Source organism: Lientehia hominis (genome assembly GCF_021044755.1).
Classification (GTDB): domain Bacteria; phylum Bacillota; class Clostridia; order Lachnospirales; family Lachnospiraceae; genus Lientehia; species Lientehia hominis.
In genome coordinates this window covers 53,193-67,616 of sequence record NZ_JAJNOR010000004.1, presented here as the reverse complement: position 1 = coordinate 67,616, position 14,424 = coordinate 53,193, and the positions used below count along the sequence as shown (strand labels likewise).

Annotated in this window: 16 protein-coding genes; 1 reads left to right on the top strand and 15 read right to left on the bottom strand. The window is 49.9% G+C overall.

Annotation, left to right across the window (positions count from 1 at the left end; all coding sequences use genetic code 11):
- Nucleotides 1–56 precede the first annotated feature (56 nt).
- The 8 genes from proC to LQE92_RS07015 form a co-directional block, all read right to left on the bottom strand.
- A complete protein-coding gene (proC, locus tag LQE92_RS07050) occupies nt 57–854 on the bottom strand; it encodes a pyrroline-5-carboxylate reductase (protein ID WP_231062292.1) in 798 nt (265 codons plus the stop codon).
- Nucleotides 855–865: 11 nt separating this feature from the next.
- Nucleotides 866–1,435 (bottom strand): SMC-Scp complex subunit ScpB, encoded by a 570-nt coding sequence (gene scpB / locus LQE92_RS07045; RefSeq protein WP_231062291.1) that lies wholly within the window; start codon nt 1,433–1,435, stop codon nt 866–868.
- A gap of 15 nt (nt 1,436–1,450) precedes the next feature.
- The gene (locus LQE92_RS07040; RefSeq protein ID WP_231062290.1) at nt 1,451–2,266 is read right to left on the bottom strand and encodes a segregation and condensation protein A; all 816 of its coding nucleotides are present in this window, start codon (nt 2,264–2,266) and stop codon (nt 1,451–1,453) included.
- 41 nt (nt 2,267–2,307) lie between these two features.
- Complete coding sequence (locus LQE92_RS07035; protein ID WP_231062289.1) at nt 2,308–3,186, bottom strand: metallophosphoesterase; 879 nt, start codon at nt 3,184–3,186, stop codon at nt 2,308–2,310.
- Nucleotides 3,187–3,296: 110 nt separating this feature from the next.
- A complete protein-coding gene (locus tag LQE92_RS07030; protein WP_231062288.1) occupies nt 3,297–4,763 on the bottom strand; it encodes a sensor histidine kinase in 1,467 nt (488 codons plus the stop codon).
- Nucleotides 4,764–5,441 carry a response regulator transcription factor gene (locus tag LQE92_RS07025; protein WP_147596720.1) on the bottom strand — a complete coding sequence of 226 codons (678 nt, stop codon included), beginning with the start codon at nt 5,439–5,441 and terminating at the stop codon, nt 4,764–4,766.
- Nucleotides 5,442–5,587: 146 nt separating this feature from the next.
- A complete protein-coding gene (locus tag LQE92_RS07020) occupies nt 5,588–6,127 on the bottom strand; it encodes a DUF5662 family protein (RefSeq protein WP_231062287.1) in 540 nt (179 codons plus the stop codon).
- Nucleotides 6,124–6,594 (bottom strand): Lrp/AsnC family transcriptional regulator, encoded by a 471-nt coding sequence (locus LQE92_RS07015; protein WP_231062599.1) that lies wholly within the window; start codon nt 6,592–6,594, stop codon nt 6,124–6,126. The genes LQE92_RS07020 and LQE92_RS07015 overlap by 4 nt, the downstream gene beginning before the upstream one ends.
- Nucleotides 6,595–6,760: 166 nt before the next feature.
- Between LQE92_RS07015 and LQE92_RS07010 the strand changes: the two genes are divergently transcribed.
- Nucleotides 6,761–6,997 carry a chorion class high-cysteine HCB protein 13 gene (locus tag LQE92_RS07010; RefSeq protein ID WP_231062286.1) on the top strand — a complete coding sequence of 79 codons (237 nt, stop codon included), beginning with the start codon at nt 6,761–6,763 and terminating at the stop codon, nt 6,995–6,997.
- A gap of 53 nt (nt 6,998–7,050) precedes the next feature.
- On the opposite strand, the gene LQE92_RS07005 is transcribed toward LQE92_RS07010, so the two are convergent.
- From LQE92_RS07005 to LQE92_RS06975, 7 genes are read right to left on the bottom strand one after another with little or no spacing between them, the layout of a single operon-like run.
- On the bottom strand, nt 7,051–8,082 hold the full coding sequence (locus tag LQE92_RS07005; RefSeq protein ID WP_231062285.1) for a peptidylprolyl isomerase: 1,032 nt from the start codon (nt 8,080–8,082) through the stop codon (nt 7,051–7,053).
- 38 nt (nt 8,083–8,120) lie between these two features.
- Complete coding sequence (locus LQE92_RS07000) at nt 8,121–10,409, bottom strand: AAA family ATPase (protein WP_231062284.1); 2,289 nt, start codon at nt 10,407–10,409, stop codon at nt 8,121–8,123.
- The gene (locus LQE92_RS06995) at nt 10,406–11,563 is read right to left on the bottom strand and encodes an exonuclease SbcCD subunit D (protein WP_231062283.1); all 1,158 of its coding nucleotides are present in this window, start codon (nt 11,561–11,563) and stop codon (nt 10,406–10,408) included. Before LQE92_RS06995 ends, LQE92_RS07000 begins: the two co-directional genes overlap by 4 nt.
- On the bottom strand, nt 11,560–12,366 hold the full coding sequence (locus LQE92_RS06990; protein WP_231062282.1) for an HAD family hydrolase: 807 nt from the start codon (nt 12,364–12,366) through the stop codon (nt 11,560–11,562). Before LQE92_RS06990 ends, LQE92_RS06995 begins: the two co-directional genes overlap by 4 nt.
- Nucleotides 12,359–12,940 (bottom strand): Maf family protein, encoded by a 582-nt coding sequence (locus LQE92_RS06985; protein WP_231062281.1) that lies wholly within the window; start codon nt 12,938–12,940, stop codon nt 12,359–12,361. The genes LQE92_RS06990 and LQE92_RS06985 overlap by 8 nt, the downstream gene beginning before the upstream one ends.
- Before the next feature lies 1 nt (nt 12,941).
- On the bottom strand, nt 12,942–13,550 hold the full coding sequence (locus LQE92_RS06980) for a TIGR04100 family radical SAM protein (RefSeq protein WP_331001261.1): 609 nt from the start codon (nt 13,548–13,550) through the stop codon (nt 12,942–12,944).
- Nucleotides 13,551–13,578: 28 nt separating this feature from the next.
- Entirely contained in the window at nt 13,579–14,415 is an 837-nt protein-coding gene (locus LQE92_RS06975; protein WP_231062280.1) for a pyridoxamine kinase, read from the bottom strand.
- Between the last annotated feature and the right edge of the window lie 9 nt (nt 14,416–14,424).

Genomic DNA, 14,424 nt, shown 5'->3' with positions numbered 1-14,424 from the left:
CCATAGGCCATATCCCTTTTTCACCTGACATATTCAACAATGCCCCTAATTGGCCTCTACATACTCCTCGCTTTGTCGGCGCAGGCAATCATCGCTTCAATGACGCTGCTTCTGAGCCCTCTTTCCTCCAGGACGCGGACTGCCTGTATCGTCGTCCCTCCTGGTGAACACACCATATCCTTCAAAGCTCCCGGATGGAACCCTGTCTCCAACACCATTTTAGCCGCGCCAAGCACTGCCTGGGCAGCAAATTCATAAGCCTGTGCTCTGGGCATTCCCAAAGAAACCGCTCCATCTGCCATGGCCTCCATGAACATAAAAGCATAAGCCGGCGCACTGCCGCTCACGGCAATGACCGCCTCAATCATCGCCTCAGACACTACAGAGGCTTTTCCAAAGCTCTCCAGGATTTCGATCACCCGTGACAGCTCCGTCTCTGTCACTTTGTCCCCGGGGGTCACAGAAGTGATGCCTTCTCCCACCATAGCAGGCGTATTGGGATTGCAGCGGATGAACTTAAGAGGACGCCCGAACTGCTCCTCCATCCATGCCAGTGTCTTTCCGGGGGCAATGCTCACGATCAGCTGGCTCTCCTGTACCGCTTCCTTGATCTCTCCGATCACCTGGCTGTAAAACTGAGGCTTTACCGAAAGTACCACAATCTCCGCTTCCCTTGCCACCTCCAGATTGTCGGACGTCACCGAGATTCCCCAGGTCTCCTCCGCATAGTCCAGAGCCTTTCTGCTCCGGTTAGACGCGATGATGTCGCCCGGCGCCATGATATTCTTTCCCACGATCCCGCCGATGATCGCTTTCGCCATGTTTCCGCATCCGATAAAACCGATTCTCTTCATACCGTCTCCTCCTAAATATCCAGCTTAAGCTGCACTTCTTCCTCTGCCTCCTGTTTAAACTCCTCTACCTGCTCCGGATTCGCCACAGGAAGCTCCTCCACAGAAGACACCCCGAAGCTTCTCAAAAATTCCTCCGTGGTGCCAAAAAGTATGGGCCTACCAGGCACACTGAGCCTGCCCACCTCTTCCACAAGTCCATATTCAATGAGTTTATTGACCGCATGGTCCGATTTCACCCCGCGGATCTTTTCTATTTCCAGCTTTGTCACCGGCTGCTTATAGGCTATGATAGATAGTGTCTCCAAAAGTACCTCAGTCAGGACATATTTCCTCGGCTGAGCAGCCACCTTGATCAGATTTTCATAATATTCCGGCCTGGTGCACATCTGGAAAGCCCCCTCCAGCTCAATGATCTTCATTCCACGTCCTTCCGCGTCGTAGTCATCCGCCAAACTCTGCACCAGCTTTTTCGTAGTCCCCTCATCCTGCCCCGCGGCCTCCGACAGGGACTTAAGATCCACTGAGCCGCCCATGGCAAAAAGGACTGCCTCCAATATCGTCTTTGCTTCCTTAATTTCCATAAACTTCCCGTACCTCTACGCTTCCATGCTGACCGCGATCTCTTCTGCCAATTTTTCTGTATTGTCCGCAAGTCCTCCGGCCGCCTCCAGGATCAGATCATCACCACCTGCATTCCCGGACTCTTCCATGAGCACAACGTTTCCCATCTTCATGAGCTCCAGCACCGCCAGAAAGGTGACCACCAGCTCCAGTTTGCTGGACTGCTCTTCCAGGAGCCTCCGGAAGCTGAACCGCCGCTTTCTCACAGCCAGCTCCAGCACCTGGACAATCTTATCCGTCACCCGGAACGGTTCTTTCTGTATTTGGCCAAAACGGGAGCGGACCGGATCGATCTTATCCTCCTGCCGTTTGAGCACCGTTTGAAAAATATCGTTAAGTCTGGTAAGGGTGACTCCCTCCAAAAGCTCCGAAAGGTTCACCGGCGGCCGGTATTTCATGACCTCCTCCGGAATCGTCTCCGGCTTAAACAGAAGCTTCCCCGCATCCAGCTGGCGGTCCTTTAGCTCCTCCGCCATATATTTATACATCTTATATTCCAGCAGCCGCTCTACCAGCTCCTGTCTGGGGTCCTCCTCTTCGCCCTCCTCGTCCACTTCGGCGGGCAGGAGCATCCTCGACTTGATATCAAGCAGCGTCGCCGCCATGACAAGAAAATCACTGACCAGATCCAGATCCTCTTTGTCCATATCACGCACATATTCTATGTATTGGTCGGTGATCTCCGCAATGGGAATATCATATATATTCACTTTATTCTTGTCTATCAAATGCAGGAGCAGATCCAACGGACCTTCAAATGCCTGCAGCTTTACCGACAGCTTGAGCGGCATGTCAAACCCTCATTTCTATTTCTGTTCTCGTTGTACTAGTCTCAGGACACCCGCTTAAGCCTGACCACCAAAAGTTCGGACATATTTCCCAGCCGTATATTGACTGAATGGGTGCCAAGTCCGCCGCTGACGATCATGGTCTTTTTTCCCTTCTGGTATTTCCCTCTGCTGTATTCCGGGAACAGCTCCAGGTTGGGAGAAATCAGGCCTCCGATCCCGGGAAGCCTTATGGTCCCGCCATGATAATGGCCGCTGAAGGTCAGATCCGCGCCCCATCGGGCATAATCTTCAAAATAAGAAGGAGAATGAGCCAGCAGGATGTGGTATTCGTCGCCTCTGGCAAACCCCAGCGTCTTATCCAGATAACCGTCCTCCATGGGCTTAAGATGGAATTTATGATAATAACTCTTATCCATATTGAGACCCGTTATGGTAATGGCATCTTTTCCGTCGCGAAGAGTCACAGAAATATTGTCCAGAATCGTCACTCCTGCGCGCATCATTCCCTCATACCAATCTGTATACGCATCTCCATAGACTTCCCGTTCCCGCCCCATACGGTCTTCATGGTTTCCAAGGCCATAATAGACCGGGTAGCGGAACGCCAGTCTCTTCATCAGACGTATCGTCTCCGCGTATCTGCAGCGTCCCTTCCTGGCCATTACCATGTCGCCTGCCACCATCACAGCATCCGGGTGCACTCTTCGAATGGCGGCCATCATCCTGTTGTTCCGCCGTCCGGCTCCCTCATCATGAAGGTCGGCCATCACCACCATGGTATAGCCGTCAAAGGCCTCTCCGATGTCCGGGGACTCCACCTCATATTCCCTCACCGCCACATGCTTCCGCTCATACTGAGAGCAGGCAAACAGCAGCAGGAATATAAGGAGCAAAACTATTCCCGTGATAATCAATGCCATATATTTTCCTCATATTTCCATATCATAAAACTTATAAAACAGGGAGAAATCCGCCTCTTCCCAATAGAGTCTAGTATACCATATCCTTCCTGCAAAAAGCAACCTGACTTCTAGCCGCAGTCAAACTCACAGAAGAAGGCCACACCGTCCTCCCGGTTCTCCACACCGTACCCGCAGTTATGAGATTCCATGACTGCCCTTACGATGGACAGACCTATGCCGCTGCCTCCATATTCCCTGGTTCTGGCCTTATCGACTTTATAAAACTTATCCCAGATCCTTCCAATATCTTCTTCCGGAATGGGGTTTCCCGTATTCTTCACGTAAATGCGCGCTTTCGTATCCCGCCGTTCCACAGTGATGGATATTTTCCGTTCTCCGTCCAGATGGTTCAGAGCATTACCCACGTAATTTCGTATCACTTCTTCTGCCATATACTCGTCCGCCCAGATATAAAGACTTTCAGGACTATGAAGCTCAACCTGCGCTTCCTTTTGCTCGATCAGTATCCGGTAAGAATTCAGCACGCCCTCGATCATGGAGATCAGATCGAAATGCTCCATGGAAATCTGTTCCCGGCCTGCTTCTATCTGGTTCAGAGTCAGGAGCTTCTTTACCATATTGTTCATCTTCGCGGCCTCATCAATGATCACGTCGCAGTACCACTCCATACTGTCGGGGTCGTCGCTGATGCCTTCCTTAAGTCCCTCCGCATATCCCTGCACCAGGGCGATCGGAGTTTTCAGCTCATGGGATACGTTGGACAAAAATTCCTGACGCATTTCATCTATTTTCGTCTTCTGTTCAATGTCCCGTTTAAGCTCCAGATTGGCAGTCTTTAATTCCAGAATGGTCTTTTCAAGCTGCTCCGACATGTGGTTCATATTCCGTCCCAGTATTCCGATCTCATTGTCATCCCCGCCCTCATATTTCGCGGTAAAATCCAATCTTGCCATCCTGTCCGCCAGAGAAGACAGGCGGAGGATCGGCGCCGTCATGTTCTTAGTCAGAAACCAGGCCGCCACTATACCGATGAACGCGACTCCCAGCGCGATATAAATATGAAACCTGTTCACCAGATTCACGGTTTCTTCAATACTCTGGAGCGGCACTCTCATGATGGAAAAGCTCCCTCCCGTATAGGTGGAAAACATCTCCATATAGTACGCCTCCAGATTGCTGTCATATGTCTTATTAATCTGATATTCATCGGTGGATTTTAAAAGCTGCACCGTCTGCTGCCGTCCCAAGATATAGGACAATGGATCGTTCCCATTTTTCAGCGCGTCGGCATTACTGGAAGAATAGAGCACATTCTGAGAAGAATCCCAGAGAAAAATCTCAATATTGTAATTCTCTTTGATTCTCCGCAAATACATCTTTGTCTCATCAGTCACCGTCCCATCGTTGGAAAGCTGGCTTTCCAGCTGTTCATGAGACTGGATCAGTGTACGCTGCTTGCTCTGCATATAAAACGGCTCCAGGCAGAGATTGATAAACATCCAGCTGGCTAATATCACAGAAGCCACTACTCCTGCCAGGATCATCGTATATTTAAAGCGAATGGTGTGCCTCATTTATTTATCCACCTCGAATTTATATCCCATGCCCCAAATGGTTTTGATATATTCCCCTCTGGCGCCCAGCTTATTCCGCAGCTTCTTTACATGGGTATCTATGGTCCTGGCATCTCCAAAATAATCATAATTCCACACATGATTCAGAATATTTTCTCTGGAGAGCGCAAGTCCCTGGTTTTCCACAAAATAAGTGAGAAGCTCAAATTCCTTAAAGCTCAAGTCTACGGACTTACCGTCCACACTCACCTGATGTGCCGCTTTGTCGAGGACGATTCCTCCAATCTCCATACTGTCTGTTTTCACGGTCTTGCTCCGCCGGAGGATTGCTTCCACTCTGGCCACCAGGATCTTAGGGCTGAAAGGCTTTGAGATATATTCATCCACGCCCAGCTCAAATCCGAGAAGCTCATCCCGCTCTTCCCCTTTGGCTGTCAGCATAATGATAGGTACCTGGGAATACTGGCGGATGGTCCGGACCGCCTCATAGCCGTTCATCTTCGGCATCATCACATCCATGATGATCAGATTGATATCCTTATCCGCAAAAAAAATGTCCACCGCTTGTTCGCCGTCTTCGGCCTCCAAAACGACGAACTCCTTCTTGACCAGAAAGTCTTTTACCAGCTTCCGCATCCTGCTTTCATCATCTACCACAAGTATTTTCAATCTATCCATTTTCCCGACCCACTTTCCTGTAAAATAACTGCTATTGTTAGTAATTTTAGCAGACTTGCCCTATTTATTCCATAGTTTTTGTTTGGAATTCACGCAAGTTTCACAAAAGATGCCGGATAATGGCAAAGCCGAAGGATATCTTCATATCACTTCGGCTTTTTCTGCATGATTTTCTCCCGGATATACCGGAATGTCTCCTGTTCACCGTCCCTTGCCAGTTTTTTCAGCAAAAATTCCAACTGTCTTCGGGATACCGGATGAATGACCATAACGTCTTTTCTCCGCACGTAATATTCCCAGGGGCTGCTGTCGGTATACGCCTCTTTTTTATAAGTTTTTGAAGCGGCGATTCGGTCCATAAACATTTCGATCACATATTTTACCGGCATTTTCATGCCCGCTATCTGGCATCCCTTATCGGTATCCACATCAATCCAGTACTCAAAATGATGCTTATTTCTCCCTTTATGGTGCAGCCAGGCGGAAGAATATCCCCTGATCTCCCTCTCCGCCGCATTGGGGCTCCTGTTTCCCTGGTAATATTTACAGCCTACCAAAAACTCCGATGGAGAATATTTTGACAGATCATGAAGAATCCCCTGCTTATAAAGCCCTACCCCAAAACAGTTCTCCATGACCAGAAGCTTATGATGGGATATCGTCTTTAAATGCTCCCAGGCCTTCATCCCTCTCCCCCTTTTGTCTCATCGGCACCTTCTCCCAGCACCTGAATCCCCCTGGGGCCCACCGACGTAGAAAATACAATCTGAGTGCTGGTCCTTCCATAATCTTGAAGGCGCCCTATAAATTGGTCCAGTTCCACGGTACTCTTGAAAGCCACTTTAATGAGCATGGAAAACTGTCCGGTCACACAGCTGCATTCAAGCACGTTGGGACACGCTTCAATAAAGGGATAAAACTGAGCCTTCTGCTTAGGCTGCACTTCCAGATTGATAAACGCCATGATATGGTATCCCAGCTTCTCCACGTTCACCTCAGCAGAATAGCCGGTGATGATCCCTGCTTTCTCCAGACGCTCAATACGGGCCGAAACGGCCGGCGAAGAGAGATATGCTTTCTCCGCGATGACCTTAAGCGGTGTTCTGGCGTTTTTCTGTAAAATATTTACAATCTGTCTGTCTATATAATCCATCATAACACATTACCCCCTGTATAGTTTCCTATTTCATTATAGGGGTCATGCTTACTTTTTTCAAGTCTTTCTAACACCAAACTTTAAATAATTAATTGAAACCTAGGAAACAAGGGCAAGCCTCCTCACATATCATATATTGTAATCAAATATTGGAGGACTCGAAATGAGTGATTTGGCTGCAACAAACTGTGGATGCGGAACTAGCTGTGGAAATGGCTGTGGAGGAAACAACATTTTATTCCTGTTACTGATCCTGTGCATGTGCGGAGGCGGAAACGGCTCCTGCGGCGACGGCTGCGGATGCGGCGGCGGCAGCGGCATTGCCAACTTCGGCGGCGACGGCTGCGGATGCCTGATTTGGATTCTTCTTCTGTCCTGTATCTGCGGCAGTGGATGCTGATTCCAAACAACGAAAAGGGATGCTTCGGCATCCCTTTTTTCGTTTCCCTCATTTCAATACGTATCTGCTCCGAAATACTGGTCATATACTTCATAGAAATCTGCCTGCGGTTCTTCCAGCTCCTGGCTGTAGTCTATGGTCTTCCAGGCTTTTTCATTGTATTCTGCCACAATGGTCTTTACAAAAGCGTCATAATACTCGTAGAACCGGTCCTCTTTGCATTTTCTGGCCAGCTCCGTTTTATGCTTTGCCGTCTCCTGCTCGTCATAATTGTTGATACATTTAATGACATGAAAGCCATAGGCAGTCTCCACAACCTCGCTGATCTGCCCGGTGCTCAGCGCATATGCCGCATTCTCGAACTGGGTTTCCGTATCGTCCCTGGCAATCTGGAGTTCAAAGCTCTCGGATTCATTGTTGTTTTTCCCCAACACGGCAAAATCCGCTCCCGCGTCGGCCTGCTCTTTGACCTTCTGCGCCGTTTTTCTCTTCGCTTCTTTTTCCTCGGCGCTCAGACCCTCTGTGCTCAAAAAAATCTGCTGCACCGTGATCACCCGCGCCTCATCTTCGCTGATCTCCGTGGAGACATCCGCTGTCAGCTGCTTCATCAGCTTATTGGACACATAGTAATCATGAAACACCGTTTTCACATCCGGCTCCCCAATCCCAGAAGCCTGTATCACATTCTCCGGAAGTCCTTCAAAATAGGTTTCCGCCGCCTGTTCGATCCGGAGCTTCTCTTCATCGCTCAGCTCCACTTTATATTTATCAGCCATCAGCACCATACACTTCATCTTCGCCAGAAAGTCCTGAAGGTTGTCCCGCATATATGCGGAAAAAGTCTCGCCATATATCTTCACATCCCAGATTTCCCTGCCGTAAGAACGTTCATAATTCTTCTTCTGGCTCAGAACAAATACCATGGCCTCCTGTCTGGTACATATCTCATCTCCTATTTTAAAGAGTTCCTTATCGCCGAGCCCTGTGGTAAAACGGATGCTTTTTCCTTTTTGGCAGCCACACAGGCCGCATATTACCGCCAGAGCCAGCAAAAGGGCTGTTCCCCTTTTCCATGCCAATTTCACGCCATTCCCTCCGAATAATAACCTATTTTTCCAAATCATCATATCACAGAAGCGCGTATTGTGCTACCTGTATTCGATTTTTCTATGATGATCCTGCGCTCCAGCCGCTCCTTAAGCTCCTCCACATGGGACACGATTCCCACAAGGCGGTTTCCTCCGGCCAGGGAACGAAGCACATTTACCGCCTGATCCAGAGACTCGCTGTCCAGAGAACCGAACCCTTCATCGATAAACAGAGTCTCCACCTGGATTCCTCCGGCATAGGCCTGTATGACGTCTGCCATCCCCAGAGCCAGAGAAAGCGCGGCTTTAAAAGATTCTCCCCCGGACAATGTTTTCACAGATCGTGCTTTTCCCGTATAAGCATCCAATATGAGAAGCTCCATCCCTTCCTTCGTCCTCCCGTCTTTTGCTTCCTCGGCCCGCTTAAAGCCATACCGTCCGTCGCTCATCCTGCCGAATCTTTTGTTGGCCGCCTCCAGGATCTCTTCAAAATAGACGGACAGCACATACTGTTCGAAGACCAAATGTTTTTTATTGTAGCCGGATACGGCTCGTTCCACGTCTCCAGCTATTCCATAGGCATCCAAAAGGCTGCGTTCTTTCTTCTGCTGTGCGCGCAGCACCTCAGCGCTGTTTTTTCCAGTCTCCAGAAGGACGGCTATGGCTTCCTTTTCTCTCGTCAGGCGGTCATATTCCCTTTGGATTTTTTCTGCTTCCTCCTGCAGGACATTGTCATCCTCTTTCTCCCCTGTATCGATTTCCTGACGCAGACGTCTGAAAAGTGTTTTTTTCTCCCGTAGTTCATCCTCTTTTTTTCGTATTTCCCTTTCCTTCTTCTCTATTTCTGCCCTGCTCGAAAAAGAGGCCTGGTAATCTTCCCCGCCCGAGAACCCCGCGTCTTCAAGCTTCTTTTTCCAAATCCGCTCCAGCCGGCAAATTTCTTTCTCATCGTCCGCGGCCTGTTTTTCCAGCCGTTCCAGCGTACCCTTTGCCAATGCTGCGGCCTCATGAGCCCTTTCCTCTTCTGTTTCCGCCGCCTGCACCTGTTTTTCCATGGCTTTCAGATCTGCGTCCGTGAATCCGGAATCCTTTTGTTCCTTACAATACGCCGGAGACGGATGGCGTTTCGAGCCGCACACCGGACATGGCGTCCCTTCCTCCAGTCCCTCTGCCAAAATCCCTATCAGCTGTTTCTTCTGTATATCCCTTATTTCTTCCAGACGCTCCCTCAAACGTTTCTTTTTCTGGAGCGCCTCCAGAAACGCTTCCTGCCTCCTGATCAGAATTTGCTTTTCTTTATCTATTTCCTTCTGAGCAGAATACAGGCGGTCCTTCTCCGACAAAAGCCTTTCTTTGAAAGGGTATATTTCCAGAGCTCTTCTGCCTTTTTCTATCTGTGATTTCTCTTTCCCCGCGCGTCCGGCCTCCTCTTCCAGAATTTCTATGGTCTTCTTTAACCGGCCTGCCTCCTCTTCCTTTTTTTTCAAGCTCCGGGCGTTGTCCAGACGAGAAAGGCATTTTTCCCGTTCCCTGCCCGTTTTTTCTGCCAGCTCAGCCGTGTTATTCTTTTGACTCTCCAACTCTTCCAATTCTTCCTCAAGACGGCGGAATATCCTCTCATAGTCCTTCTTTTCGGCCTGAAGAAGCTGTATAAATTCCTCATCCTCCGTCCGTATCCTGGCAGCGGCCTCTTCTTCCCTCACACGGCATTCTTGGATTTCCCGGCTGAGTGCTTTGGCCCGTCCGCTCAGATATTTTTGTATGGAATCATAGATTCTTGTCTCAAAAATATTCCGGAATATCTGCGTTCTCTCTTTGGAGGAGGCCGTCAGAAACTGGCTGAATTCCCCCTGGGCCAGCATGGAAAGCTGCTTGAACTGAGAAAAGCGAAGACCGAGAAGCTCTGTGATCCGCTCTGTTACGGCAGACGCTCCCTCTGCCAACAGGGTTTCAGACGAGCCCTCCATGAAATAAAGCGTCCCTTTCTCTGCTTCTGTAGTAACACCATTTCCCCGCAGCTTCGGCCTGTCATATCTGGGATTGCGCTCCACCAGATACCGTTTCCCTTTGTGGCTGAATATAAGCTTTACATATGTCCTGGAATTCTTATCCGCAAATCCGCTCCGTAAGCTGTCCTGGCCTCTGAGACTTCCGCTTACGCATCCGTAAAGGGCAAAACAGACCGCGTCAAATATGGTGGTCTTTCCCGCTCCCGTTGCTCCGGTTATCAAAAACAGGCCGCTTTTTCCCATACGGCTGAAATCTATGGATTCCCTGCCTTTATATGGCCCCCAGGCACTGAGTTCCAGATATTCTGGTTTCATGGCGCCTCCTTTTCTGCCCATTCTATCGCTTCTCTCATGACATCGAGCCTCGCTTCGTCAGCCTCACGCCCGGTCACTTCCCGGAAAAACTCCTCAAACAGCTCCTCCGGGCTTTTTCTCTCCCGGGTCCTGCCGGAAAAAGTTCCCTCTCCCTCTCCGGTCAGATTCTTTTCCAGGACCAGCTGCATCAGATTGGGATATACTGCCCTTAAGGATTCCGCCGGATCTAAAAGCTCTTCTTCATCCGTGAGCACCGCACAGATATAATCCTCCCGGTCTGCCAGGTCATAGACCTCCGGCTTCATCAGCTCCATCAGAGGGCCGCGTATGATACGCATGTCGTGGATCGGCGTCAGAAAACGCCTTTCTATCGTTAAATTCCCCTTTTCCCGCAGCTCCACCAAAAAAACACTCTTCCTCTGATCCGCTTCGGAAAAAGAATATTTGACAGGAGAACCTGAATAATAAATGTGTCTCTTTCCGACTTTTTGTGCCCGATGCAGATGTCCCAGGGCCGTATAGTCGAAAGCATCAAAAAGGGAGGCGTCTACCAAATCCGCACCTCCCACAGCGGTCCTGCTCTCGGAATCACAAACCTCCGGCCGCCATTCCCCTTCACCGACAAAATGATGCGTCACCAGTACATGGCGTTCTCCATGGGACACTTGCATTCTTTTTACCGCATTCTGTACACCCTCTGGAAACCCTTCCGCATCGGACTCCCCATCTCCAAATGCCGCTTTCATCCCCGCCGGTCCCGCAAAAGGCAGAAGATGTACAGTCACGGTTCCCCATTCGTCCGAAAAACAGACGGCCGTCGGGGACTCTTTAAGGACCCCATCCAGATAAATTCCCTGTCTCTTTAAAGGAATTTCCCCAAAGCTGATGCGTTCCGGAGAATCATGATTTCCCGCGATGCCAAGGACCGGTATACCCGCTTCCGTACACCGACCTAAGAATCCATCAAACAGCGACACGCCCTCCTTTGGCGGAATCGCCCTGTCATAGATATCTCCCGCTATCAGGACGGCATCTGCACAAGTCTCTTCTGCCAGGGTGAATATGGCGTCCAGCGCCCGCTTCTGTTCCTCCAGCATGGAAAAGCCATTCACGATCTTTCCTATATGCAGATCTCCTGTATGGATGAATTTCATTTATGACTTCCTTTCTGCAGCAATGAACGGAATACCTTCAGCGCTCCTCCGTTCACATTGCTGTCGGCCACATACCGGGCTACAGCCTTTACCTCGGGAAGAGCGTTCCCTATGGCATAGCTGTGATATGCCTTCCCCAGCATCTCGATATCATTCTGCTGGTCTCCGAAAGCCAGTGTCTCCTCCCTTGATACGCCAAGAAGCTCCTGCAGCTTTTTCACGGCAGTCCCTTTATTGACTCCGATCTTATAGACATCCAGCCACATAGCCCCTGCCGTAGCCATGGACACCACGCCGTCCCATTTTTTGCAAAAAGGGCGGAAGGTCTCGCCGGAGCGCCTGTTCCGGTCATAGATACTGAGCTTCACAAAATCATCCGGCATCTGAGCGATATCCGGAACACGGGTGATATTCTCCCGGTAACCTTCTGTCAGCCATTGCAGCAGCTTTTCATCCTGAGTATCAGAATACATGATGCCGGCTCCGGTCAGAAAAGCGACCGCATCTTTATATTCTCTCGCATCCCGAAGAAGCTCTCTTAGAAGATCCTTTTCCAGATTTTCCGTGAACATTAAATTCCGATACGGTCCGACCAGTGTCCCGTTGCATGCAGCATAATAGATTTTTTCTTTGATCGGCTCAAAAAGCCGCTCCAGGCTCACCAGGGACCGCCCGCTGGCTGCTACAAAGACGATTCCCCGATCTATCAGCGCTTCAATAGTCTCCATCATCCCTTCCGGAAGTGTGTTAGCCCCGTCCTCTACCAGTGTCCCGTCGATGTCCGTTACAATCAGTTTAATCATTCAGATTCTCCTTGTATTTCCGCAAAAATCCATACAGTCTCGATACCGGAAGCCCTACCACGTTCTGGTAATCTCCCTCGATTCCCCGCACATATACGGCAAATCTCCCCTGGATGCCATAGGCCCCCGCTTTATCCATGGGCTCTCCCGTGGCAATATAGTCCAGGATCTCCTCATCCGTCATGGGAAGCACGTGGACCGTCGTCTTCTCAGAAAAAGTCACCCTTTCCAATGGTTTCCCCTTCTCAAGGACCGTGACCCCGGTATATACCGCATGCTCCCTGCCCTGCAGCCTCTTCAGCATGGAGAAGGCCTCTTCTTCGCCGGCAGGCTTTCCCAAAATCAAAGAATCCAGAGCAACCACCGTATCAGCGCCGATTATCACATCCTCTTCACCTGCTCTGCCACAGACTGCCTCAGCTTTTTCCCTGGAAAGAGCCTCCACCGCTTCTGCCGGATCACTGGTATGGATGACTTCCTCTCCGTTCCCCGGGATAACAGTAAAAGGAAGCCCGGTGAGCGACAGGAGCTCCTTCCTCCTGGGAGACGCTGACGCCAGTATCAGTTTTCCCATCTCAATCCTCCCAAGGACGTATCCGATAAGTCACGCCCAGATTACGGCAGATTTCTCTGCAGGCATCTTCTTCTTCTTTGGTAAGGGTAGTATCCACCGTAGTCATGACCACATGGGGCACGTATTTCGTACAGTCCGCCGCATAAGCCAGCATGGCGTCGAAGGAACCGATTCCGAACCTGCTTCTGGTCAATTCGTAATATCGCTCCTTATTCGGTGTGTTCAGGCTGATGGATACCGTATCAATCAGCCCCTTGAGCTTATGGGCCGTCGGTTCTCCGTAAAACAGATCCGCCAGTCCATTTGTGTTGACCCTGGTGGGCTTTCCATATTTCTCTTTCACAAAAGCCGCCACGGAAAGCATGGCATCCAGCCTCATCGTAGGTTCCCCGAACCCGCAGAATACCACCTCGCTGTATTTGTCCATGTCAAACTTTTCAAATTCTGCCTTTGCTTCTTCCACGGAAGGTTCCCGGTCCAGCCAGAGCACATCGGAGTCCTCCATGTGATCCCTGGTCTGTCGGAGACAGAAGGTACAGGCACAGGAACATTTGTTGGTCAGGTTCACGTAAAGATTGCCATGTACTTCGTATAAAATGGTCATGCTCATTCTTTTCCCTCATTTCTTCCTGTCATATTCATTTTAATTTGTTCAAAAGCTCTTCAAAACATACGCCGTCTGTCCGGGGTATCTTCATCTCCTCTGAACGGAGGATACACTTTTTCACAAAATCAGAAGCCTTTTTCACGGATACCGGAAACGGCACGCCGTTGACTGCGTCAGCGGCAATGACGGCAGCAAACACATCTCCGGTTCCGGAACGCTCTGTCCCCACGCGGTGGCTTCTCAATATCCGCGGTTCACATCCGTCCTCATAGACCAGATTCGCCACAAAATCCCCCTGACGGATGCCGGTAATCACGATTTTCCCCGGCCCTTTTTCTTTGATCTTCTCCGCTATGGATACAATATCCTTAATGGACCAGCGCCCTTCCGAATAGGGCGTATCCGTCAGAATACACGCTTCTGTCAGATTAGGAGTCAGAATATCCGCGTATTCCACCAGACGCTTCATCTCCTGGCACATCTCATCGGTATAGGTGGGATAAGGCTTTCCATAATCCCCCATGACCGGGTCAATGATCACCGTCGTCCTCTCCGTCCGGAAATCCCGGATAAATTTCCTCACAATATCAATCTGCGCCCTGGAGCCCAGAAATCCGGAGGAGATTCCTTCGAACTCCAGCCCCAGCTTCCTCCAGTTGGCGATATACTCCGGCATCTTTTCCGTATAATCTTCAAAGAAATATTCCGGAAACCCGGTATGATTGGAAAAAATAGACGTGGGCACCGGGCAGCACTGTATCTTCATAACCGAAATAATGGGCATAGCCACTGCGATCGAGCAGCGGCCAAACCCGGACATATCATTTATAACTGCGATTTTTTTTTGATTGTTGTGTGATGACTCCATAAAGATTTC

What these genes read in the sequence shown, in the direction of transcription:
- proC (WP_231062292.1), bottom strand. Translation starts at nt 854, where the DNA reads ATGAAGAGAATCGGTTTTATCGGATGCGGAAACATGGCGAAAGCGATC.
- scpB (WP_231062291.1), bottom strand. Translation starts at nt 1,435, where the DNA reads ATGGAAATTAAGGAAGCAAAGACGATATTGGAGGCAGTCCTTTTTGCC.
- LQE92_RS07040 (WP_231062290.1), bottom strand. Translation starts at nt 2,266, where the DNA reads ATGCCGCTCAAGCTGTCGGTAAAGCTGCAGGCATTTGAAGGTCCGTTG.
- LQE92_RS07035 (WP_231062289.1), bottom strand. Translation starts at nt 3,186, where the DNA reads ATGGCATTGATTATCACGGGAATAGTTTTGCTCCTTATATTCCTGCTG.
- LQE92_RS07030 (WP_231062288.1), bottom strand. Translation starts at nt 4,763, where the DNA reads ATGAGGCACACCATTCGCTTTAAATATACGATGATCCTGGCAGGAGTA.
- LQE92_RS07025 (WP_147596720.1), bottom strand. Translation starts at nt 5,441, where the DNA reads ATGGATAGATTGAAAATACTTGTGGTAGATGATGAAAGCAGGATGCGG.
- LQE92_RS07020 (WP_231062287.1), bottom strand. Translation starts at nt 6,127, where the DNA reads ATGAAGGCCTGGGAGCATTTAAAGACGATATCCCATCATAAGCTTCTG.
- LQE92_RS07015 (WP_231062599.1), bottom strand. Translation starts at nt 6,594, where the DNA reads ATGGATTATATAGACAGACAGATTGTAAATATTTTACAGAAAAACGCC.
- LQE92_RS07010 (WP_231062286.1), top strand. Translation starts at nt 6,761, where the DNA reads ATGAGTGATTTGGCTGCAACAAACTGTGGATGCGGAACTAGCTGTGGA.
- LQE92_RS07000 (WP_231062284.1), bottom strand. Translation starts at nt 10,409, where the DNA reads ATGAAACCAGAATATCTGGAACTCAGTGCCTGGGGGCCATATAAAGGC.
- LQE92_RS06995 (WP_231062283.1), bottom strand. Translation starts at nt 11,563, where the DNA reads ATGAAATTCATCCATACAGGAGATCTGCATATAGGAAAGATCGTGAAT.
- LQE92_RS06990 (WP_231062282.1), bottom strand. Translation starts at nt 12,366, where the DNA reads ATGATTAAACTGATTGTAACGGACATCGACGGGACACTGGTAGAGGAC.
- LQE92_RS06985 (WP_231062281.1), bottom strand. Translation starts at nt 12,940, where the DNA reads ATGGGAAAACTGATACTGGCGTCAGCGTCTCCCAGGAGGAAGGAGCTC.
- LQE92_RS06980 (WP_331001261.1), bottom strand. Translation starts at nt 13,550, where the DNA reads ATGAGCATGACCATTTTATACGAAGTACATGGCAATCTTTACGTGAAC.
- LQE92_RS06975 (WP_231062280.1), bottom strand. Translation starts at nt 14,415, where the DNA reads ATGGAGTCATCACACAACAATCAAAAAAAAATCGCAGTTATAAATGAT.